Source organism: Alteromonas sp. 14N.309.X.WAT.G.H12 (genome assembly GCF_036697315.1).
Lineage (GTDB): Bacteria > Pseudomonadota > Gammaproteobacteria > Enterobacterales > Alteromonadaceae > Alteromonas.
The window spans coordinates 1-22,210 of the sequence record NZ_JBAHZB010000056.1; the positions used below are offsets into that span (position 1 = coordinate 1).

Genomic DNA, 22,210 nt, shown 5'->3' on the forward strand with positions numbered 1-22,210 from the left:
CCCATATTGGCATTGAGTATATGGCGCAATCGATTGCGGCTTTTGCAGGTGCCAATGATCTCGACAGCGGACGAGAAAAAAAGGTGGGGTTTCTGTTGGGGTCACGCAAATACACCAGTACAATTCCGGTATATGGAAAGGGCTGCGCACTTCATATTTCTGTACAACGTTTATTTCAGGAAGAAAGTGGTCTCGGTGTTTTTGATTGTCACATCTTTCTGTCAGAAAACACAGTAAGCACGGCGAAAGTAAACGTATTTCAGCCCGTTTGACCAACATTGAGCGAAGAAGCGAATGAATAAAAGAATACTTGTAACAGGCTCTAGTCGCGGCATCGGCAAAGCCATTGCCCTTCGTCTTGCCCGCGCCGGATTCCATATCGCCCTACATTGCCGACAACGCAAAGAACAAGCACTAGCTGTGAAACAAGACATAGAAGCAATGGGACAAAAGGCCACCATTTTGCAATTTGATGTCTGTGACAGAGAGCTGGCGAAAACCTCCATCCTTGCAGATATCGAGGCAAAGGGCGCTTATTACGGTGTTGTTTGTAATGCGGGCACCACCCGAGATATGGCATTTCCCGCCATGGAAGGGGACGACTGGGACAGTGTAATAAAGACCGGCTTAGAAGGGTTTTATAACGTTATTCACCCTGTCACCATGCCCATGGTTCGCGCCAAGCAAGGCGGCAGAATTGTTACCCTGTCGTCGGTGTCGGGCATTGCCGGAAACCGGGGCCAGGTAAACTACAGCGCGGCAAAAGCGGGGGTGATTGGTGCAACGAAAGCCCTGGCCTTAGAGTTAGCAAAACGAAAAATCACCGTCAACTGCGTGGCTCCCGGTCTCATTGAGACAGAAATGACTGAAAACCTCCCCACTGACGAGATCTTAAAGATGGTTCCCCTCAGACGAATGGGAAGTGTGGATGAGGTTGCCAGCACCGTAAACTTTCTTATGTCTGACGAGGCGGCATATATTACCCGCCAGGTGATTTCTGTAAACGGAGGTTTGATATAATGAAACGGGTTGTCATCACCGGCACATCAGCGGTAACCGCCTTAGGAGATAATTGGTCGGCATTTTCTCGTGGCCTTAAAGCAGAGCAGAATGCGGTAAAAATCATGCCTGAATGGAGCTTTATCGAGGGTATGCAAACCCGTTTGGCAGCACCTATCACTGACTTTGTCGTACCTGCCCATTACAAGCGGAAGAAGATCCGTTCTATGGGTCGGGTCTCTTTGATGGCCACTCGTGCAACGGAAATGGCCTTAGACGCTGCGGGACTATTAAACACCCAAACTCTCACTAATGGTGATACGGGAATTGCTTATGGCTCCTCCACAGGCTCGACCTCCCCCTTAAAAGCCTTTGGCAACATGATGAATACCGGTGAAATGACAGGGGTTACCGCTACCAGTTATATACAGATGATGGCCCACACCGCCCCAGTCAATATTGGTGTCTTCTTTTCTGTAAAAGGTCGTATTATTACCACCAGCTCAGCCTGTACCTCAGGCTCCCAAGGAATTGGCTATGCTTATGAGGCCATTAAATTTGGTCGTCAAAAAGTCATGATTGCAGGCGGTGCAGAAGAACTTTGCGCCACAGAGGCGGCGGTTTTTGATACGCTTTTTGCTACCAGTTTAAAAAATGATACGCCCGAATTAACCCCCCGTCCCTTTGATACCAACCGTGACGGGTTGGTCATTGGTGAAGGTGCCTGCACCTTTATACTTGAAGAACTGGAGCATGCTCTAGGTCGTGGCGCCAATATACTCGGTGAAGTGGTGGGCTTTAGCTGCAATTCTGATGGTGATCATATTACTCAACCTCAATCTCATATGATGGAGCGAGTAATGAATGACGCCATAGAAGATGCCAACATTCATGCCGATGAAATCGGCTATGTTAACGCCCATGGCACCGCCACAGAAATTGGCGATATAGCCGAAACAACGGCGACGCGAAATGCCCTCGGCTTTAAGCCGATTAGCTCCTTAAAAAGTTATTTAGGTCATACCTTAGGTGCCTGCGGTGCCATTGAAGCTTGGGCCTGTATAAACATGATGAACGAAGGTTGGTTTGCCCCCACAATCAACTTACAAAATATTGATGAGCGATGTGCAGATCTTGATTATCTTCGTTCAGGCGGGCGAAACATAGACACCGATTATGTCATGTCAAACAACTTTGCCTTTGGCGGCATCAATACATCACTGATATTTAAGCGATGGCATTAAAAAGGCAGCCTATATATAGGCTGCCTTTTAAGGACGATATACAAATAAGTCATTATTCTTCTAAAGAAGCATACCTAAGAACTTCTGCTTCCAACAATGCCACCCACTTATTATAATTTCGGTGAATTTCATTATCATCGCTGTCGTAATCTAAGTTTTTACTGTCCACATATCGAATAGAAAAACCCGTAGAAGAATAGGGAATACGTATTTTCGCGTAATGGCTACGCACATAAATCTCACCAATAACTTCCTGTTCATTGGCACTGACCACGCCCCAACGCTTATATTTTAACGCCTGCTCAATGGCATGTTTTGCCTGCACACGGGTAAGCGTTTGACTAAACCTTACGTCATCGGCGTTATACACGGGCTGTCCCGTCATACAGGCCGTTAATGTAACAACACAAAGAAGAAAAAATAGCTTCCTTAACATGATTAAATTCCTTGATGTAGTAGACTAACCGTTAAGTTTAATTGATTAACAGATTGACGAAAAGTGTTAGTTCACACTCAGGCCTCATCCGCTGCCCTGCCCTTATATGTCTTTTCTACCCCCTCGCAACTCCATAGCGTTAACTTAATATCTTGGCTTTCTGAGGAAGAGCAAAGGCAGCGCTTACAACGTCGCCATCCTAACCGGCAAGCCGAATTCATAATTAGCCGAGCACTGATCAAAAAACAATTAGGATTAAGTTTACCGCAAGCTAAAACAATGACCTTGCGATTAAAAAATAATTATTTAGCCTGTGATAATGTGCCTGATACTGCGGTTAGTCTCTCTCACAGCCACGGACTTTTAGCATTTAGCATCTATACACCCAGCAAAATTCACATTGGTGTAGACATTGAGTTAAGAAAGCCGCGACAAAATATCGCCGCCCTTTCAGCGGCATTTCATACCAGTGAACAAAGCCACAATACAGATACCTTTTATTTACGTTGGACGGCAAAAGAAGCGCTGGCCAAAGCCCTATCCTTACCGCTGACCGAAATACTTTCCAAACCAACCTATCAGATTATGTCCATTCATCGACTCAGCCTTTGCACCGGCTTGTTAAACCAACATCGCTGGACAGTGGCAATGTCCGCCGGGACATACCAGGAGGTGCGAATACACAGACTTTCCCTTCCCTAGCTTGCTCGCTCCTGTCCTCCCAAGCTTCCAGTACGCCTCCATACTGAAAAATCTACACGTCTTAGCGCAAAAAATTCCTCACCGCTCACCCTACAAAGTCAAACACTTTCAAAAGGGAAAGAATATAAGTGAATTAAAACAATAGCTTATAAAATAAACCACCTCACAACTCAATGGAACGCATCCTGCAAAGCTAAGGAATTGCAATACAAAAACTATTCACTGATCTCATTGTGGGGTTGGCATAAGGAGGAACCATGTCAGCATCTGGCTCGATATTTAAAGAGGGAGAAAACTGTTGGGTAACCAGTCAGGCAAGTTACGCTGCGCCGCTAATTGACTGCGCCAACTATTATCAAGCACTTCATGAGGCCATATTAAACGCTAAGCACAGTATTTTTATCGTTGGCTGGGACATTGACAGCCGTATACGTTTGCTGCGCGGTGAAGACGAAGAGCAGTCTGATGCGCCCTCTGTTGTCAGTGATCTATTGGCATGGAAAGCTGAGCAAAACCCAGACATTCGCATCTATTTATTGCGCTGGGATTCCTCCGTCGCCTTTTTTGCCCAGCGTGAAATGTGGGCAAAAGAAGTGTGGGACGAAAAAACCCCAGATAATGTGCGCACCGAGTTGGACGACACCATACCCATGGGTGGCAGCCAACATCAAAAGATTATCGTCATTGACGATGAAGTGGTGTTTTCCGGCGGGATGGATATTTCCACTAACCGATGGGATACCCGTGACCACCCTATTCAAAGTAGCAAGCGAGAAGGGCCAGACGGCACCTATTCACCGTTACACGATGTGCAGATCGTGTCAGCAGGCCCTGTGGTCAAGCAATTTAGTGAACTGGTTCGCTGGCGTTGGTTACGGGTAGCCGAGGAAAACCCGGTGGCCATTCGTGAATCAGCGAAAAATCACATTGATGATCCTCTGCCCGCCTCTTGGCCTAAGCACTATTCCCCTTGGTTTGAAAAGGTAGATTGTGCGCTGGCACGGACCATTCCGTTTATGGATGACGTAGAGCCGGTACAGGAAGTCAGGCATATGTTGCTCGACCTTATCAGTCAAGCAGAACAGGTTATCTATATTGAGAATCAATTTACTTCTCGACAGGAAATCGCCAAAGCTTTAAATCTGCGTTTAAAACAAAAGCCAGATCTCAACGTCATCATTGTCAGTTCCTACGAACCGAAGGGAAAATTTGAATGTGAGGCTTTTTGGGCCGGACGTATTGCCTTTAAGAAGATCCTCGAAGAGGGGATCAGCGAACACCGAATCGTGATGTCTTATTCGTCCATTACAGACGAATATGGGCGTCACGCCAGTAAGCGTATTCATTCAAAAGTCATGACAATCGACGACAAATACCTGGTAATAGGATCATCGAATATCAGTAACCGGTCTATGTCGCTGGACACCGAAATAGATATGGTGCTCTATGGTAATAATCCTACCAACTGCAAAAACATCTCCAGGGTAAGAGACGATTTACTCGCCGAACATACTGGACGCTCGGTTAATGACGTTTCATCATTATTGACCTCACAACAGCCCGCCCGAGCATTAATGGAAGGCCAACTTGCCCATGGCTATGTGTTAACGCAAATACGGGATGAAATTTTTACCGAACAGGTGTCAGCGAAGAACTTTTTTTCATCATTGTCGGATCCAGAGGAGCCCTTGATCCCGCCCTTGCCCACCCCCGGTGGAAGTATTATGCCCATAAGAAATCCGCGCAGACGTACCATCATGATTGGCATAGGGGTACTAACCATTGCCGTACTGGCCGCCCTGTTACTGACTGCCAGTCATTTTATTCCTTGGTTATCCACCAATAACATCAATGCGTTTTTAGAAGAAAGTCGAGGTACCTATTTTGCCTTGCCCACCGTACTGCTCGTGTATGTGGTAGGCGGCTTCTTTTTCTTCCCCGTGACGGTAATGTCATTGGCCGTATCGGCGATTTTTGGCCCAATTTGGGGCCCGCTTTACGGCATTATCGGCGCGTTACTTAGTTCAGCCTGTATGTTTGCCATTGGTAAGCTTGGCGGAAATGCCGGTTTACGAAAAATTGGTGGGCCAAAGGTCGAAGCGGTGGATAAAAAATTAAAATCCAGCGGAATTGTGGGCGTGGCGGCCATCCGCATGTTACCCATAGCGCCCTTTAGTTTGGTGAATCTAGTGGCAGGAATTTCATCTATTGGTATTTTACAATTTCTTATTGGTACTTTTCTTGGCATGTTCCCACCCATGATCGCAAAAGGCTTGGTGGGAGATTCCATTACCCAAATCTTTCGCCATCCATCGCCAGAAACCATCTCCTATTTAGTCGGCGGTATCATACTTTGGGGATTGATGATCTGGGGTTCACAAAAACTGGCAAAACGCTATCAGGAACGCAAACAATCACAAAAATCCAAGGCTGACGAATGTGTCGCATAATCACCTACAACATCCATAGCGGTGTGGGACAAGATAACAAACAGGATTATCGTCGCATTGGTGATTATCTGGCCACATTGAACGCAGACATTGTATTGCTACAGGAAATGGATACCCGCGCGGCTAACAGGGAAAGTCAAACTGACATTCACGATATCTGTGGCCATAAACGCTTTGAGCTCATTGCCTCACCCGCGGTGTTTACCCAATCCGGCTGGTATGGCAATGCGGTACTCAGCCGCTTTCCTATCATTAGCCACCGTACATTGGACGTCAGCCAACAAGGTGTTGAACCGCGCAATATTCAAACTGTGGACATTGCTACCCCTGCAGGACCATTAACCGTTATCAATACCCACAAAGGCCTTAAAAAGGCAGAGCGCCGTTCCCAGTTTGCTCGCCTTCATGACTATATCGGCGAACTACAGCAACAATCGGCAAACCCCATTGTTCTGGGTGGCGATTTTAACGAATGGCAATTTTTTACTCGGGCATTTCGTGGTTTAGATAAAGTCTTGTGTCAGCAAAAAGTGGGAGCGACGTTTCCTAGTCGGTTTCCGTTATTTTCCTTAGACCGGGTATGGACATCGCCAAATATCCACATTAAGCAAGTGAAAAAACTGCAAAACAGTCAAACGAAAACACTGTCAGACCATTTACCTGTAATGGTAGACATGGCACTTTCCTATAATATCTAAACCGTTACGCGCAAACAGCATTGGTTTGGGTAAATTGCATTTTGCCCCGCCAATGATTCAAGGCTTGTTCCTGATAGGTTGCGCGTCGAATCACATCCTGAATTTTAATACACGCATCCGTTAAGGGGTTGCCCCGATTCGTCGCCATCAATACTTGCCTACGCATTTCCGGTTGCTCTATTTTTAGCGCTTTAACCAACCCACTTTCCTCAAGATGGAATATGGCGGAAGACGGTAAGATCATGGCACTGTCACTTTGTAATAACTGACGTAATCCTGTCATAAGTTGACCTGAATATGCATTGTTGTGCTTGAGCGCCACCCCTGTCACATTTTCATAATGCGTAATAAGCTTCCCTAGTGCATCCCGCGGACCTGGCGTTAATAAATCAAATTGACTTAATTCCCAAAAATTAATGCTGTCGCGGTCTTTTAACTCACTGTATGTGGTCGATTGAGGATGGGTACCAATAACCAGGTACATATATTCTTCAATAAGCGGCTCACAAAGCATGGTCAATGAATCCACGTCCTGTTCGTAGGTAATGGCAATATCGATATCATTGTTTTCTAACCAGCCACGTACTGTGTAGGATGGCCCGGTACTAATATCCAAATTAAGTTTATTACCGGCTTGTTTAATTTCCGAGATAAGTGTCATAGATAACACATTGCCAATGGAGGGCAACATGCCAACCCGAACATTGCCTGATTGCTCCAAAATCAACTGCTGAATGTCAATTTTGGTGGCGTTAATTTCATCCACCAGTCGCCGGGCATGTGTCGCAAAAATTTTTCCTGCATGGGTGAGTGTGACACCTTTAAAACTGCGTTCAAACAGCGGCGTGCCCATTTCCCTTTCCAGGTTTCCAAGTTGTTGACTGATAGCCGGTTGGGCTATATCAAGCTCCCGCGAAGCTGCTGCGATACTTCCTTTTTGCAATGTGACAAGGAAGTATTGTAGTTGCTTTGAGTTCATGTCACCTCTTCTTATGATGATTGACGAATGTACTTTCTGTCGTAGCGGTGCTTTTTTGTACTTTTTATTAGCAATATTTTTAGGTTGCCCGTAAAGGCCTAACCTCCTATTTTGCAAGCAATTTACATTCCATGTTAATGAAAACGACATGCTTTAAAATGTAAATACAATGTTGACGACAATTTGACTTTAAAATCATATTAGCGACGAAAATTTTATTACCCTATGATTATTGGTATTTTTTTCTACCCCTCTATATTTTCCTTATACCCCTGCATATTCTTTTTTCTTCCAACATATAGCTATATTTTTCTACCCTTTAGGGCACGTGCTAAGTCGGGCTTGGGCTACATACGCTAAGAGATGTGCCTTTTTATGGTGCTGCTATGGCCCTTTGTGGGGCATCCACGCGGCTAAGCCACACGCCCCCCTTGTGGATGTTCTAGTGTTTTTTTGATTTAGAAGAACACTATCAACCCACTGATAGCCTTTCGTTGTGGACAGGTAAGGTGGCTATGACTGCACCGAGCTGGCGTTCACATTATAGGAAGTCACATCAAGGTTAAGGATAACAAAGTGTCGTCGGCCTTCGGGTCGATATAAATTTTTGCGTACCGGTTTGCGCATAACCTAAATGTTTTTATGTGGAGTTCACAAACTATGGAAATTGAGTTGGTCTGGTTTGTTTTAACGTTATGTGCAGCAGGTGCTATTGCTGGCATAACTTCAGGCCTGTTTGGAAATGGCGGTGGATTTGTCGTGGTTCCCGCATTATCTATTGTCTTCCCCTTTTTCGTTCCTGATTCAGACGAGATTGTTAAAGTTGCTATTGGTACATCTCTCGCTTCGATTGTTGTTTCAAGTTTACGTTCCGTTATTGCCCACAAAGCGAAAGGCGCGGTGGATTTTGAAGTCCTTAAATCCTGGTCCATTTGGATCATACTCGGTGTTGTTGGTGGCTTGTTAATCGCAGATAACACCAGTGCTGGCGGACTAAAAATCGTGTTTGCTGCCGGCGTTCTCATCTATTCAATTTATTTTTTGTTCCCCGATCTAGTGGTACGCCCTGGGGTCCATTTCTCTATGCCTAAAGGCATTGGCCGTGCTTCATTGGCTTTTGTACTCGGTGGCTTTTCTGCCTTGTTGGGGATCGGTGGCGGAACGCCCACGGTCATCACCATGGTAATGTGCAAACGCTCTATTCAACAAGCCGTGGCCACGGCTGCGGGCGTTGGCTTTCTCATTGGTCTACCTGGTGCATTGGGCTTTTTACTGATGCGCCACTCAGAAGAAGCGGCCCTCCCCTTCGGTACCGTGGGCTACGTTAACGTACCGGCCTTAATCGCCATTAGCATTGGCTCAATTATGACTGCCCCCATCGGTGCAAATATGGCACACAGCTTTAGCGAAAAAATGCTTAAGCGACTGTTTGGGATTTATCTGGTCATCGTGTCATTGGGCATGTTCTACAAAGCCATGTAATTCTTCATCATCGTTCATAATAGGAAAAAACAATGACTTATAATCCATCCAGAAGAACATTTTTAGGTGGCAGCTTAGCGGCTACCGCAGCTGGTGCTTCCGGTATTATTACCCCTGCTAGTTTCGCTGCTGGCCCGGCGATGACCGCGCCAGAGATCATGTATGGCCCAGCGGCCGGTGTAGCTAAATTAAACGCAAACGAAAACCCTTACGGTCCCAGTCCTGCGGCATTGAAAGCCATTGCTCACGCCTCTTCCACCGGCGGCGCTTACTACGCCTACCAAGCGGCAATGTATCTTACTGACATGATTGCAGAAAAATACAGTTTGACAGCCAAAAACATCGCCATTACAGCCGGTTCTAGCCTCATTCTTTCCTATGCGGCGTACGCCGCTACCACCAAGGGCGTGATCCTCGGTCCCGATTTATTTTGGGATACCACATCTAAAGCGCCCATTAGCCAAGGTGGCCCTGAAATAAAACGGGTTCCCAATGCACCGGATTTATCCATCGATCTCGATGCTTTGTACAATGCCATCGACGACAATGTGGCAATGGTGCATATTTGTAATCCTAATAACCCCACAGGCAAAATTCTGGAGCCGGCAAAACTACGGGAATTTTGTATTAAAGCATCGAAGAAAACCCTTGTTCTCGTTGACGAAGCATATAACGAGCTCATTCAAGATGGTCCCAAACATTCCATGATCCCGCTGATCAATGAAGGCCATAACATTATTGTGGCACGTACCTTCTCTAAAATTTATGGCTTAGCGGGTATGCGAGTGGGTTATATGCTGGGCTCGGAAGAAAATATCGAATTAATTAACAAATATGGCCTTGGTGGCTACTCGTTAAACCAAGCGGGTCTTGCCGCGGCGATTGCCAGTTATAATGATGAAGCCTTCAAAGACTTTTCCCGTGATAAAGTTACCGAAGCGAGAGCCATGATCATGGAGGCGGTGAAAGCGAACGGTTTAACCGCTATCCCATCCAGTACCAACTTTATTTTTGTAAACCTTGGTGAAAACGGCAGTGCCAATGCTTTTCGTGCCGCCATGGAAGAACAGAATGTTCTTATTCGCGGACAATATCGCAGTTACACACCATGGTCACGCGTCAGTACAGGTCGCATAGAAGATGTAAAAATGTACGTCGACGCCATGCCTAAAGCCCTTGAGGCCATGTACAAAAAAGCCTAAGTATCATAGTAACCACACAGGGCTTCCTCGCTGAAGTCCTGCCTTCTCCCACTTTTATCAAAACCGTCGTAAAGACTCCCAAAAGTGGCGATGAAACCCTATGCCTTTTACCCCAAAAAGAATAATCCAGTGCGAAACCGCCGCCAACTTTGTTATAAATAAACATACCTATAGGTGACTAAAAGATAAAACACCCAAGATCTGTCTCATCTATACTTATTTCCCTATCACAACCCCATTCTCACGATTGAATGAGGTAGCCCTCTGTAGTTAGGCCGCAGGCAGAAGGCACAGAATTAATTTTATCGGTCGACATTGTCTGGAGGTTAGCATGGCAGTACCGCTACTTTTAGCTGACGACTCGCGTCTTTCACGACGCTGTGTTGTAAAGGCCCTTCCGCCTGAAATTGACTTTACGATTACAGAAGCCTGCAATGGCAAAGAAGCCATCGACCATTTGCAGGAAAATGACTTTAAACTTTTACTGCTTGATTTAACCATGCCCGAAGTGGATGGCATTGGTGTTTTAGAGTACTTATCTCACGCCAAAAGTACCCTTGATGTCATTGTCATTAGCGCTGATTTTCAGCCGGAAAAACAACGGCGAGTGGCAGAATTAGGGGCGCGAAAATTCATAAAAAAACCGTTAAATCATGACGAACTGGCCATGACTCTGTTTGAACTAGGGTATCTATAAACCCCCTTATTCCTTTTAGCCCTCCTAAAAACACCTTAAAAAGATGAAATTACCGTTAATCCAACCAATACATGAGACATAAGCAATTGATAATTCTATGAACCACACGTTATTATGCACTGCAATCTGTGCGATTATGCCTCATAGGACATCTAATGCCCCAAATAGTACGGCCATTCTGTTTTCGGCTGCGGTGTTTCACCTTCAGTATTTTAATTGTTTGCTGTTCGGTACAATCCGCGCCCTGGCAATCCACAGACACCTTATTGCTCAAAGAGACCCGAGTTAATCCTCAACACGTACTCGACACCCTTGCTGCGGCAGATACGACCCAATCAACAACCCAAAAAGCCATTCAATTTTATATAAAAAGCCGCGCCCTCGACGCCTTGATTTTACATGAAAAAGCCCGTCAGTCTGCCATGGCAGGATTGTCCCTTGTTGATCGTAAGAACACTCCGTTATACCACTACCTAACCCTCGCCTATGCAGAGGCCATGGACGGGCTAGGTCATGCCGAAAATGTGTTAAAACAAGCCCAAACATCGTTAAACTGGGCAAAACAGCATGGCAACGACGAGCTCATTGATTATGGGCTAAGTGTGAACGGCTATCTTAATATCTCCCTTAACCATTTTACCGATGCCTTACGCTATTTTCAGCAAGGTTATCAGCGCCAGCACCCATCCAATGGACTGTTCCAACAAGGTGACTTTGCCGGCATGTTGGCACTGGTATACGAATACCGACAAGAGCCCACCGATGCCATTCGCTATTACCTTGAGGCAGAAAAGTACTATCGTGACAATGAAATGACACTGGAACTGGCCAATACCCTCTTTGGACTGGGAAAAAACTATGTATCTTCCAATAAGTTGAATGACGGCCTTCCACTTCTTCTACAATCAGCCAATCTCGCTTTGGATATACAAGATTTGCAAGGGGCAGCCTATAGTTATGAAGCCATTGCCGCAGTCTTGATTGATCAGGCTAAATTCGACAAAGCAGGGGCTTTTCTCGATGATGCACTGAATCTTTTTGCCCAGGCTGAAAACCCTTTCATGCAAATCAAAGTATTGGTAGAAAAGGCCACAATCGCCATTGCCACCCACTCATCCAACGAGGCCCTTAACTTCCTGGCAAAAGCGGAAAGCTTGATTGATAGCGATTCCTTTCTTTCTCAGCGAATTGCAATAAATGACCTTCGTGCTCAGGCCTTTGCTTTGGCAAATGACTACCAATCGGCGTATAACGCACTGGCACTGAATAGAAAAAATCGTATCTTATGGCATAAAGAAGTAAATTCTAAACAATTGCTTGAACTTCAAACTCGCTTCGAGTTGCAGCAACAACAAACGAAAAATGCCTTGCTTGAAGAGCAAAATTTGCGACAACTAAATCAAATAAAAAACCAACAAAAAATTAAGCATTTCACCATACTGCTTATTGCCTTGCTATTTTTAGTTACGGTTCTGCTTCTTTGGTTATTTGTAAATAGTAAACGCCACCAGAAACGTTTGGAGCAATTGGCCAATACCGATACCTTAACCGGCCTACTTACCCGCAGAAAAACACTGGAAGATGCTGAACAGCAATATCACCTTGCGGTAAGACACCATACCTCGTTCGCCTGTGCCATCATCGATTTAGACCATTTTAAGCAGATAAACGACAACTATGGTCACCAAACCGGCGATCAGGTACTGCAATTATTCGGTTCTATGGCACTAAAGCATTTTCGCCAAACCGATATATTGGGCCGCGTAGGCGGGGAAGAATTTTTGTTTATGTTTCCAAATACCACCGTTGATGAAGCCAAAGATATGCTACTGCGCTTCTCCTCATCCCTGACAACCCTTGGTGAAAACCTCGATAACCGTGAACTAAACATTACCATTTCAGTCGGCTTGGTGGCTGCCGAACAGTGTGATGGTATCATGGAGGTCATCGCCCAAGCAGACGCCGCGCTTTACCACACAAAGCGCAACGGACGGAATTTTATTAAAATTGCTGAACTTCGTGCATAACAGATGAACTCGGACACCGCGGCCAATACATTTCATCAAGGACAAGGTTTAATCTTAAGTCGCCGAACCCTTCGACGACACAAAAAAAATATCATCGAGCTTTGGCTGGCTACACCACAAGGTCCTGTTTGCGTGCACTCTAGCGAGCAATCTAGCGTGTGCTTTGCTGCCCAAAAACACCAGGCACGGCTGCAAGGGTTACTAACTGAACACCAGTTGCCCATCCACATTGAAGCAATTTCATTTCGCACCCTCGAGCAGGAGCCGGTTATTTTACTGCGCAGTGAAAATGAAATGGTCCAGCATCAACTAAGACGCCATGCTGAGGCAGAAAACATCATTTTGTTTGAGGCCGACATCAAGCCCGTTGACCGGTTTCTTATGGAGCGGTTTGCCTACGGAGCAGTAAGCTATAAAGGAAAGCTCAACCACCACGCCGTTGTCGATGCCAATATTAAAGGCAGCCAATGTCGCCCAGCGCTAACCAGTGCCTCCTTTGATATTGAGTGCGATGAACATGAAAACCTTTTTTCCATTGCCATCGCCTCTGACATGGGAAATCACGTTTTTCTCAATACGGCGCACACAAGCAAAAACCTGTCTACGCCGAGCAATATGACACTGCACTCCCTGGCAAACGAAAAGCAAACCCTGCTAACCTTTTGCCAAATACTCAATACCCTCGACCCTGATATTCTCTTAGGCTGGAATATCAAACAGTTTGATATGGCAGTGCTCTATCGCATGGCCGAGCGCAACAATATAAAGTTGACCATGGGACGGGCAGGCAGCGCTTTACATGTGCGAAAATGGGATGATGGCACCCAAGTGTCCGTTGAGTTGCCCGGCAGATGTATCATCGATGGCATTGAGGCGTTAAAAACCATGACCTATCAATTCGAGCGATTTACCCTCGATAATGTGGCCCATGAACTCCTCGGCAAAGGCAAGTTGATCCAAAGTGATGACCGCCTTGAAGAAATCAAGCAGTTGTACAAACAGGCTCCAGATAAATTAATTCAATATAATCTACAAGACTGCATTCTTGTGAATGAGATTGCGGCAAAAACAAAGTTAATTGATTTTCTTGTGTTGCGTAGCGAATTAACAGGACTGGATATGAGTCGTCCTGGGGGGTCTGTGGCAGCCTTTATCAACGTGTATTTACCTAAACTGCACCGCTTTGGTTATGTCTGCGGCGTGCGCCCTAAATCCGGCGGCTTAGCCAGTCCCGGCGGATATGTCATGACCTCAAAACCTGGGTTGTATCAGAATGTTCTCGTCCTCGACTTTAAAAGCCTGTACCCGTCTATCATTCGTACCTTTCTTATTGATCCTATGGGCCTTGCTGAAGGATTAAAAGCCCCGGACAATGCCATTAGCGGGTTCAAGGGAGCCTGTTTTTCACGGGATAAGCATTTTCTCCCCGAGATCATCACCAAACTGTGGGCCCAACGTGACGAGGCGAAACGTACCCAGGATACCGCCCGCTCACAGGCGATTAAGATTTTGATGAATTCATTTTACGGTGTGTTAGGAAGTTCAGGCTGCCCTTTTTACGATCCGCGCTTGGCCAGCTCCATTACGTTGCGAGGCCACGAGATCATGCAAACCACCGCCAAGTGGATCGAAGAACAAGGCTTTGAAGTGATTTACGGCGATACAGACTCCACCTTTGTTCACATTGCGAAAGCCTGTACGGCCGAAGAAGCAGATGCCATTGGCCAGAACTTGCAAGCAACCATCAATCAACAATGGCAACGTAAACTCAACGAGGAATTTAACCTCCCTTGTTATCTTGAAATTGAATTTGAAACTCACTTCCAGCGCTTTTTTATGCCCACCATTCGCGGCTCCGAAGAAGGCAGTAAAAAACGCTATGCGGGGATCACCTTTGAAGGGAATCAGAAACGGCTCATTTTTAAAGGCCTTGAAAACGTGCGTTCCGACTGGACACCCCTTGCCCGTCAGTTTCAAGAGGCCCTTTATGCACGTATTTTTGACGACAGACCGGTCACCGAATTTATTACTGAACAACTACGCACATTACGACAGGGGCTATGTGACGATCTGCTGGTGTATAGCCGACGACTTAGAAAGCCCCTTTCCAGCTATACCCGCACCCAGCCTCCTCACGTCAAAGCGGCGCGCCACGCCAACGCGCAAAACCTTGCCATGGGCAAGCCGCCACGCTATCAAAACAGTACAACCGTACAGTACGTTATGACCATGCAAGGGCCACAAACCGTTGAACATGCAACGGTACCGTACAATTATGAACACTACGTTGATAAGCAAATTAAGCCAATTGCCGACAGTATCCTCCCCGCAATTGGTCAACGGTTCGACGACATCGATAATCAGCAACTGGGGTTATTTTAACCACTGGGCGCGAGCCCTCTACAATCAAACGCACAGCCATTTCACCGGTGGTTATATTTCGCTATAAGTGGATGATTAGGGTTGATTAACATGGTAATGAAAATGACGCAGTGGAAACTATTTATCAATTTAAAGAAATGGGGCTTTGTTTATAAACATTTAGGGTTGCTTGGTTTTGCTTGGGTGGCTAGTTTGCTATTTTATCACCTTGGATTTATTACCCACCATCAAGTTCCCCTCACCATGTTACTGTCCTTCTTTTCCTTAGAGTGGGTGCAACTATCACAGTCTCGGGCCTCCAACGAGCAAACTTAAGTCATCAAATTTCACTAATACAATCAAATTGCTGGCCTTTCCAGCCAATATGAATAAGTATTGTTTTTAACAACAATCGGCGTAAGGGTCGACGGAATAGTTCAAGATTCCGCTAATAAATGATGAATACAGCGCAGTTTCATATTGGCGAATGGCAGGTCGATCCTTCTGACAACAGTATCTCTAAAGGAAAAGTTAAGCGCGCCGTCGAGCCCCGTGCCATGGATGTGCTGCTTTTACTTTGCCAGCATCAAGGGGACGTTGTCAGTAGCGATGATATTATTGCCCAATGCTGGCCCGATATGGACATCGGTGATAATCCCGTTCATAAAGCCATTACCCAGCTACGCAGATCGCTGAATGATAAAGCCACTGCTCCCCAATACATAGAAACCATCCGTAAGCGCGGGTACCGCATCATTGCGAAAGTGGACTTCATTTTCGATGAACAAACGAAAGCCACCACCGCGAGTTGGACCCAGGGCTCACCGTTCCCCGGATTACATGCATTTAGTGAACAACACGCCGACGTGTTTTATGGCAGAGCAAGTGCTGTAGATACATTAATTCACCTATTAAAAAAGCAACTAACACAACGACAACTGCTCACCGTTATTCTAGGCCCTAGTGGCAGTGGCAAAAGCTCTCTTGTGAACGCCGGTTTACTTCCGCGACTAAAAGAACACCATGGTCATCACGGCATGCGGGTAGTCAGTGATACCCGCATTGATGGCGCAGACATCTCGCCCGGCCAGTTACTTTTAGAACTGGCCGGCGCCTTACTCGATTGGGAAGTCAAGGATACGCCGGTTTTCGAAGGCTATAGTACCGAGCAATTAGCCAAACAACTACAAGATGAACCTGAAGCGCTACGAGAACACTTTGAAACCCGCTTAACGTTATTGACTTCTAACGCCACCGCACCTGCCTGTGTATTGATTTTTGACCGACTGGAAGCCCTTCTTTCTCATCAGCAAATCGACACGGCAGAAAAAGAGCAGTTTTTTCATATTATCGATTGTTTATCAACCGGCACCTCCTTGTTGATTTACCTTATCTGCAGAAATGATTTCTACCCTTTATTATCCCACTATCCGCCACTCATTCAGTTGAAAAACCGAGGGGGGCATTTTGATTTGCTGCCACCCACTGCCATCGAGATGAGTCAAATGATTCGTTTACCTGCCGCCGCAGCGGGCTTGCTTTGGGAAAAGGATCCCCAGACGGGAGTGGGTTTAGATGATCGATTATGTATGGACGCCGTTCACCATCCCGATGGCTTGCCATTGTTACAATACACACTGCAAGAGCTGTATTTACAACGACGGGAAAATACCTTACAGCTTGACACCTATAACAGGTTGGGCGGTGTAGAAGGTGCCATTGGCGTAAAGGCAGAAAGCCTCTATGCCTCGCTAGAAGCCCCAGTGCAAAAAGCCTTTGCTTCGGTGATGTCAAAACTGATCAACCTGACTTATGGTAACGAGCAATTGACCAGTCGTTCGGTACAGTGGCGCAGTTTAGGTTCCAAGTATGAAAAAGTCTTTGTACAACACATGGTGGAACAACGCCTTTTTGTCTCCCATTTACATCAATCGGAAGCCTGTTTTAATGTCACTCATGAAGCATTGCTGCGCCGTTGGCAAAGGGTGCAGGATTGGGTAAAACAACACCAATCCGCTCTCGCAATAAAAAGCCGGCTTGCCCTACAAACCCAGCAGTGGATAGGGGATAATCGCAGCCGGGCATTTTTACTCTCAAAAGGTAAACCCTTGGTCGAGGCCCTTGAATTACGCCAGGATGTGGTTATTCCCCTCACCGATGACGAACATGCCCTGATAGACGCCTCTGTACGCAGTATGAAGCAAAAGGGCTGGTTAAAACGGGGCACCGTTGCCACATTAATGTGCTTGATGCTCTTTGCCTTTGTGGCACTCATTAGCAGTCAACAAGCCCAATCTATGGCCGAGCGCAAAAGAAAAGAAGCCGAAAACCTAATGGGCTTTATGATCGGAGAATTCGCCGATAAGCTTCGCAGCGTCAAACGCATGGATTTACTTGAGGGCATAAGTAAGCGGGCTCTAAAATACGTTGAGCAGTCTCAGCAGGATAATAATCAAGGCTTGTTTTCCCCTTCACTGCCGCCTCCCAGCTTTGAACTACGCTTTCAACATGGGCTAACGCTACAAGCCTTGGCCGAAGTGCGCTATTACCGTGATGATGTAGAAACGGCCAAGCAATATTATGAAGATGCAGAAATACGACTAACGGAACTTTTAGAAGAAGCCCCCCATCATTTTGAGTTATTAAAGGCCGCGGGCGCCAATGCGTTTTGGTTAGGCCAAATTGCTTATGACAAGCAGGATCTCCACACCGCGCAACAGGACTTTGATCGCTATACCGCACTGAGCCAGAAAATGGTGGATTTGTTTCCAGACAACGCCGATGCCCAATTAGAACTATCATACGCCTACAATACGTTAGGCAGTGTGGCATTCGAAGCACAAAACTACGAGCAAGCCCTTGATTACTTCAATAAATCACTGGTAATCAAAAAACATCATTTGGCCTTGTTAGACGATACAACCCAAGCAGAAATCTATATAAACGACACCTATTCGTGGATCGCCACCACATTGATTAATCTAGGAAGGTTAACTGATGCAATTAGCAATATTGAATTAGCAGAACAAGGTTCCCGCTCACTCTACGAAAAACACAACACCAATGCCGCGGTGATTGAAGCCTACATCTACACCCTGGAAAGGCTCTCTGATTACTTGACGTTGCGAGGTGACTACGAAAAAACTGTTCCCTTATTGGTCGATGCGAAAAAAGCGACCAAGGCATTGCTACAACAAGACGCAGACAACAGTATATGGCGCAACGATAATGCCAGAGTAACGGTGTTGTTAATGAAAGCCCTGTCATATACAAACAGGCCATTACTCTCCGTGGAGCATGGCAAAGTCTTCAATGATATTGAGAATAAAACATCCGGCGAGGATATCAGCAGCGCACTGAAAGTATCTTTAGCCTCTTTTTATCAAGATGATGATCAGTGGGAAAAAAGTAAACAATTACTCAATGAGATAAACTATACAAAGACAACCCTACCTGGGGGCAACGGCACCACTAACGAACGCATCGATACCTTGGTATCGCTGATCCGACAAAGTCACCATGAAGGCAAACACAAAGCGTTAGAACAATACTGCCGTGACTTAGAAGCCGTGTCTCACCGACAAATGAGCTTAAATGCCAATCCAAACTATTTAATTGCCAACACCTTCGCTGCCCTGTGCCTCGGGAAACAAGATAAGAGCCAACAGATGCTGGTGCAGTTAGCGGACAAAAACATCACCGTTCCACCCTATTTCACTATTTTTAACAAGGAGAAGTAAATGGCTTTATGCAGTGACAACTATACGGTTTCGGTAAATACCGAAAAATCACCACCGGTCTATACCATCTATGATGCCGAGGGCGATCCCACCGACGGTCCCCTCTCCATCTCCAATAAAAACACCCTTATCACCTACACCCTGAACAAAGACAGTAGCCATCTTCGATTTATTGCACCGGAGATTTCCGGTGATCCGGATCACGACCTCAGCTATACCCTGTCTGCAGATGGACAAACCCTCATTATTATTGATGCGAACACCGATGAAGAGGACATTTGCCTTAAACTGGTCACAATTCCGGTAAGACAAACCTATGTCAGTCCTGATCCTCAGATTTTAAATCGTCCTAAGTCATAACTTGGGTTTAGGTTTAAACAAGCCATTCTAAAGAAGCAGGTCACTGCTTCTTTTTTATTATTCAAAACAAATCTGATTTCTACCCTGAGACTTTGCCCGATACAGTAGCGTATCAGCAGCATCAAGAAAGGAAGCCACGTTTTTAAAACGCTGATTGAGCTGGGTGACGACGCCCACGCTGACCGTTAAAAACGGCGCCGATCCCGTGGATAGCTCTTTAAAGGTTAATTGGGTAACGTGACGCTTGATTCTCATGGCCAACAAATGGGCGGTATGGCAGTTACAATGGGGAAGGATTAAAGCGAATTCCTCCCCCCCATAGCGTGCAGCTAAAGCATCACGATGAGGTAAACTAAGCTTAATGGTCTCACCGATGCGCTTTAAACACTTATCTCCTGCTAGATGACCAAAGGTGTCATTCACTTGTTTAAAATGATCGATATCAATGAGGATAAGGCTTAACGGGGTAGATTCCCTATTTGCAAAGGTCCAGTGTTGATCGAGAGTTTCAGCAAAGTGATGTCGGTTAGCAAGACCGGTAAGTTGGTCGGTGGTCGCTTTTTCTTTAAGTACTGAAAACTCTGCTTTGTGTGCCGTTAGATCGTGAATAATACAAAGATACAATGCATCACTATTATCTGTACTGTTCTCTAATAAAGAAATAGATAAATCAACGGCGACACAACTGCCGTCTTTCCTAACCAAACTAATTTCTTGTGGAGAAGAACTAAGATCGACCATACAACCATAATTAGCGCTGGAAACAATTTTTTTCTTTAAGGTTAGACAGGTATCGCTGATGAATTTAAGAATACTCTCACCGAGTAACTCTTCCCGCTGGGCACCCAATAAGGTAGCACCGTGATTATTAATAATTTCAATATGTCCGCGAGAAGAAAAAACCAGAACCGGTTCATTAATAAAATTAACCATTCGAGGTAAGTTTTCATCACCGTAAATTGGAAACGTATCACTATTTAACACTTCCCGTTTGTTATTAGCCATCTTTATCGCACCCCTTTAACGCCTTAAAGTGAATGCTATAGTACGTGGTTGTTTAAACTGTTACCTTCCGTAAACCTTACCATGCAACTTATTGTTTTATAAATCCTTTAGGTTTTCTGGGTAGATAAAATACAGCTTACTGAGGCACTTTTAGCGGTGCGCTACGCTCACAAAGGAGTAAAACAACAAAGCAAACGAACACACCATTTCATCTGCTTTAGGTGTGGCTGGTTACCCGACCTAGGCTTAATTGACAAAAACGCCCCACATAAAAACACGGACGCCATTGTCATAGGTATCACCATCAACTTCCTTTGGCTAACCTTAAACAACGCTAAAAAAACAGCTACCATCACAGGTAGTATAGAGTGCTAATTTGGCTTATACTTAATTTTAGATTGAAACAGCACTTTTTAATCCTCTTATAGACGCACTCAAAAATTTTATATTCGCAAATTATTTATGTAACTACAGGCCATTTAAGCGGCCTGCTTAATGCTGTTTAAGGTTACTCAAAAGGATGAGTTTAATTTGAAAGTAAATAAATCCAGCAAAAAGATTTTATTCATATCTAGATATTCATCCCACTATAAGTATTACGCCAAGCTTGTTGAATATTTAAATGGTAAGGCGGAGTTAGTTAAATTAAAAACCTTTGTACTTCCAAGATTAACTTACATGGATAAGGTAAAAACTCTAGATATTGATGACTTAGTAGATGTTCATATCCGCAGAAAGGCAGTACGTTACCCAATATTAAAAAGCAATGCCAAGCTAAGAGCTCTGGTAAAAGCTTTTTATCGGTATCGGGAAAAGTCTAGAGCAAGCTATTATTTTCAATTGTTTGAAAATCATCCTTGTGAAACCGTTGTACTTTGGAATGGGATGAAACAACCTAATCGTACACCCTACATTGTTGCAAAAGCAGCGGGTAAAAAAACGCAATTGTTTGAAAATGGCCTTTTACCCAATACCACAGTATTAGATCCTAAAGGGGTTAATGCGGTTAACTCTTTACCTAGAAGTGCTGACTTTTACCTGAATTGGACTGGAGATGTAGACTACACAGAGAAACAATTAGTGGTTAGAAAGCCCCATAAAAATAGAAAGGCTACTGGCGGTGAAGTGACTACTCCAGAGCGATATATTTTTGTCCCCTTTCAAGTGCCTAACGACACTCAAATTGTTTGTCATTCTCCTTGGGTGCCTGATATGGAAGCGTTTTATGAAAGGTTAGAATCAGCGTTAAATTACTTAAAGAAGCAGCCTGAGTGGACACCGTTTACATTTGTGATAAAAGAACATCCAAGTTGGCCAAAAAGTTTTACACATTTACACGATAAAAACCCTGAAATCATATTCGCCAATAACAATAATACCCAAGATTTAATTGAACATTCCTTAGCTGTCATGACAATCAATTCTACCGTTGGTATAGAAGCCTTACTGCTGAATAAAAACGTCATTACGCTAGGTAACGCCTTTTTTAATATTGATGGCTTAGTTCATCACTGTCACTGTCAACAAGCCCTCAATCAGGCCTTACTAACCATTGATCAGCAAAAGGTAAATGTGGAGCTAGTTCAAAAATTCTTGGCTTACATCAAGCAAGAATATTCTTTGCCCCAAAGTTGGAATAACTTAACAAAACCAGAGCTTCATATGGAAGCCGTAAAGAAAAGGCTAGATACACCGTATCACCCATAATTTATGAAAATTCCAGAAAGATTTTGAGCTGTCCCACTAAATGCTCTTAACCTTGCTAGCGGCTGTGTAGCTTGTATAAACACTGACATAAGGGTGAACGTGGAAGCAAGGGAATAAACCA

General features: G+C 45.0%; 17 protein-coding genes and 1 pseudogene. 15 read left to right on the forward strand and 3 right to left on the reverse strand.

Annotated elements, in window-relative coordinates:
* The 3 genes and pseudogenes from V5298_RS13690 to V5298_RS13700 all read left to right on the forward strand — a co-directional run.
* A pseudogene (locus V5298_RS13690) lies at positions 1–272 on the forward strand (3-hydroxylacyl-ACP dehydratase); the annotation flags it as partial.
* 22 nt (positions 273–294) lie between these two features.
* Positions 295–1,020: a 3-oxoacyl-ACP reductase FabG gene (fabG, locus tag V5298_RS13695; protein ID WP_332932010.1), complete on the forward strand. Its 726-nt coding sequence runs from the start codon at positions 295–297 to the stop codon at positions 1,018–1,020.
* The gene (locus V5298_RS13700; protein WP_332932011.1) at positions 1,020–2,243 is read left to right on the forward strand and encodes a beta-ketoacyl-ACP synthase; all 1,224 of its coding nucleotides are present in this window, start codon (positions 1,020–1,022) and stop codon (positions 2,241–2,243) included. The genes fabG and V5298_RS13700 overlap by 1 nt, the downstream gene beginning before the upstream one ends.
* Positions 2,244–2,295: 52 nt before the next feature.
* Here V5298_RS13700 and V5298_RS13705 read toward each other — a convergent pair whose 3' ends face one another.
* On the reverse strand, positions 2,296–2,679 hold the full coding sequence (locus V5298_RS13705; RefSeq protein ID WP_332932012.1) for a hypothetical protein: 384 nt from the start codon (positions 2,677–2,679) through the stop codon (positions 2,296–2,298).
* A gap of 63 nt (positions 2,680–2,742) precedes the next feature.
* Between V5298_RS13705 and V5298_RS13710 the strand changes: the two genes are divergently transcribed.
* From V5298_RS13710 to V5298_RS13720, 3 genes are all read left to right on the forward strand, one after another.
* A complete protein-coding gene (locus V5298_RS13710) occupies positions 2,743–3,381 on the forward strand; it encodes a 4'-phosphopantetheinyl transferase family protein (RefSeq protein ID WP_332932013.1) in 639 nt (212 codons plus the stop codon).
* Positions 3,382–3,638: 257 nt separating this feature from the next.
* Positions 3,639–5,831 carry a VTT domain-containing protein gene (locus tag V5298_RS13715; RefSeq protein WP_332932014.1) on the forward strand — a complete coding sequence of 731 codons (2,193 nt, stop codon included), beginning with the start codon at positions 3,639–3,641 and terminating at the stop codon, positions 5,829–5,831.
* The gene (locus V5298_RS13720) at positions 5,819–6,529 is read left to right on the forward strand and encodes an endonuclease/exonuclease/phosphatase family protein (protein WP_332932015.1); all 711 of its coding nucleotides are present in this window, start codon (positions 5,819–5,821) and stop codon (positions 6,527–6,529) included. Before V5298_RS13715 ends, V5298_RS13720 begins: the two co-directional genes overlap by 13 nt.
* 4 nt (positions 6,530–6,533) lie before the next feature.
* Here the strand turns inward: V5298_RS13720 and V5298_RS13725 are convergent, their stop codons facing one another.
* Positions 6,534–7,508 carry a LysR family transcriptional regulator gene (locus V5298_RS13725; protein WP_332932016.1) on the reverse strand — a complete coding sequence of 325 codons (975 nt, stop codon included), beginning with the start codon at positions 7,506–7,508 and terminating at the stop codon, positions 6,534–6,536.
* A 660-nt stretch (positions 7,509–8,168) separates the two neighbouring features.
* Here V5298_RS13725 and V5298_RS13730 point away from each other — a divergent pair.
* The 8 genes from V5298_RS13730 to V5298_RS13765 all read left to right on the forward strand — a co-directional run bounded on the left by V5298_RS13730 (position 8,169) and on the right by V5298_RS13765 (position 19,377).
* Entirely contained in the window at positions 8,169–8,990 is an 822-nt protein-coding gene (locus V5298_RS13730) for a sulfite exporter TauE/SafE family protein (protein ID WP_332932017.1), read from the forward strand.
* A 32-nt stretch (positions 8,991–9,022) separates the two neighbouring features.
* Positions 9,023–10,192 carry a histidinol-phosphate transaminase gene (locus V5298_RS13735; RefSeq protein WP_332932018.1) on the forward strand — a complete coding sequence of 390 codons (1,170 nt, stop codon included), beginning with the start codon at positions 9,023–9,025 and terminating at the stop codon, positions 10,190–10,192.
* Between the two features lie 331 nt (positions 10,193–10,523).
* Complete coding sequence (locus V5298_RS13740) at positions 10,524–10,889, forward strand: response regulator (RefSeq protein ID WP_332932019.1); 366 nt, start codon at positions 10,524–10,526, stop codon at positions 10,887–10,889.
* 155 nt (positions 10,890–11,044) lie between these two features.
* Positions 11,045–12,916, forward strand: a complete 1,872-nt coding sequence (locus tag V5298_RS13745) for a GGDEF domain-containing protein (RefSeq protein ID WP_332932020.1) — start codon at positions 11,045–11,047, stop codon at positions 12,914–12,916.
* A 3-nt stretch (positions 12,917–12,919) separates the two neighbouring features.
* On the forward strand, positions 12,920–15,298 hold the full coding sequence (locus tag V5298_RS13750) for a DNA polymerase II (protein ID WP_332932021.1): 2,379 nt from the start codon (positions 12,920–12,922) through the stop codon (positions 15,296–15,298).
* A 102-nt stretch (positions 15,299–15,400) separates the two neighbouring features.
* Positions 15,401–15,613: a hypothetical protein gene (locus tag V5298_RS13755; RefSeq protein WP_332932022.1), complete on the forward strand. Its 213-nt coding sequence runs from the start codon at positions 15,401–15,403 to the stop codon at positions 15,611–15,613.
* Between the two features lie 119 nt (positions 15,614–15,732).
* Entirely contained in the window at positions 15,733–19,017 is a 3,285-nt protein-coding gene (locus tag V5298_RS13760) for a winged helix-turn-helix domain-containing protein (protein WP_332932023.1), read from the forward strand.
* Positions 19,018–19,377 carry a DP-EP family protein gene (locus tag V5298_RS13765; RefSeq protein ID WP_332932024.1) on the forward strand — a complete coding sequence of 120 codons (360 nt, stop codon included), beginning with the start codon at positions 19,018–19,020 and terminating at the stop codon, positions 19,375–19,377.
* A 57-nt stretch (positions 19,378–19,434) separates the two neighbouring features.
* Here V5298_RS13765 and V5298_RS13770 read toward each other — a convergent pair whose 3' ends face one another.
* Positions 19,435–20,382, reverse strand: a complete 948-nt coding sequence (locus V5298_RS13770) for a sensor domain-containing diguanylate cyclase (protein WP_332932025.1) — start codon at positions 20,380–20,382, stop codon at positions 19,435–19,437.
* A gap of 495 nt (positions 20,383–20,877) precedes the next feature.
* On the opposite strand from V5298_RS13770, the gene V5298_RS13775 reads away from it, so the two are divergent.
* Entirely contained in the window at positions 20,878–22,089 is a 1,212-nt protein-coding gene (locus V5298_RS13775; protein ID WP_332932026.1) for a capsular biosynthesis protein, read from the forward strand.
* Positions 22,090–22,210: the final 121 nt, after the last annotated feature.